Origin of the sequence: Lentzea albida (genome assembly GCF_900111005.1) — a bacterium.
Lineage (GTDB): Bacteria > Actinomycetota > Actinomycetes > Mycobacteriales > Pseudonocardiaceae > Lentzea > Lentzea albida.
In genome coordinates, this window is record NZ_FOFV01000024.1 from 1 (window position 1) to 372 (window position 372).

Genomic DNA, 372 nt, shown 5'->3' on the forward strand with positions numbered 1-372 from the left:
GGCGGCACGCTCTCGAGCACGGTCCGCACGCGACGCACCTGTTCGGCGTCGGGCCATTCGGGCTGCTGGGCGGCCGGGCGCGACAGGGCGTCGTCGAGCTTCAGGCGAAGCGGCAGAGGCAGTGATGGAAGTTCTGGCAACGCGTCCACCGGCACGTCCACGGTCCAGTTCACGGATCGAGACTACGGCAGCGAATCGGTTGTGTGGCAGGCCGTTCCGCAGAGCTGAACACTGTAGACTGTGCATAGTGGACTCACGGACTCACGGACTCACGGACTCGCGGACTCGCGGACTCGCGGACTCGCGGACTCGCGGACTCGCGGACTCGCGGACTCGCGGACTCGCGGACTCGCGGACTCGCGGACTCGCGGA

The 372-nt window shown here is 68.3% G+C and carries 1 pseudogene; it reads right to left on the reverse strand.

The features are described 5' to 3' along the window. Positions 1-173: pseudogene (locus tag BMY74_RS46450) on the reverse strand (3-deoxy-7-phosphoheptulonate synthase class II); the annotation flags it as partial. Between the last annotated feature and the right edge of the window lie 199 nt (positions 174-372).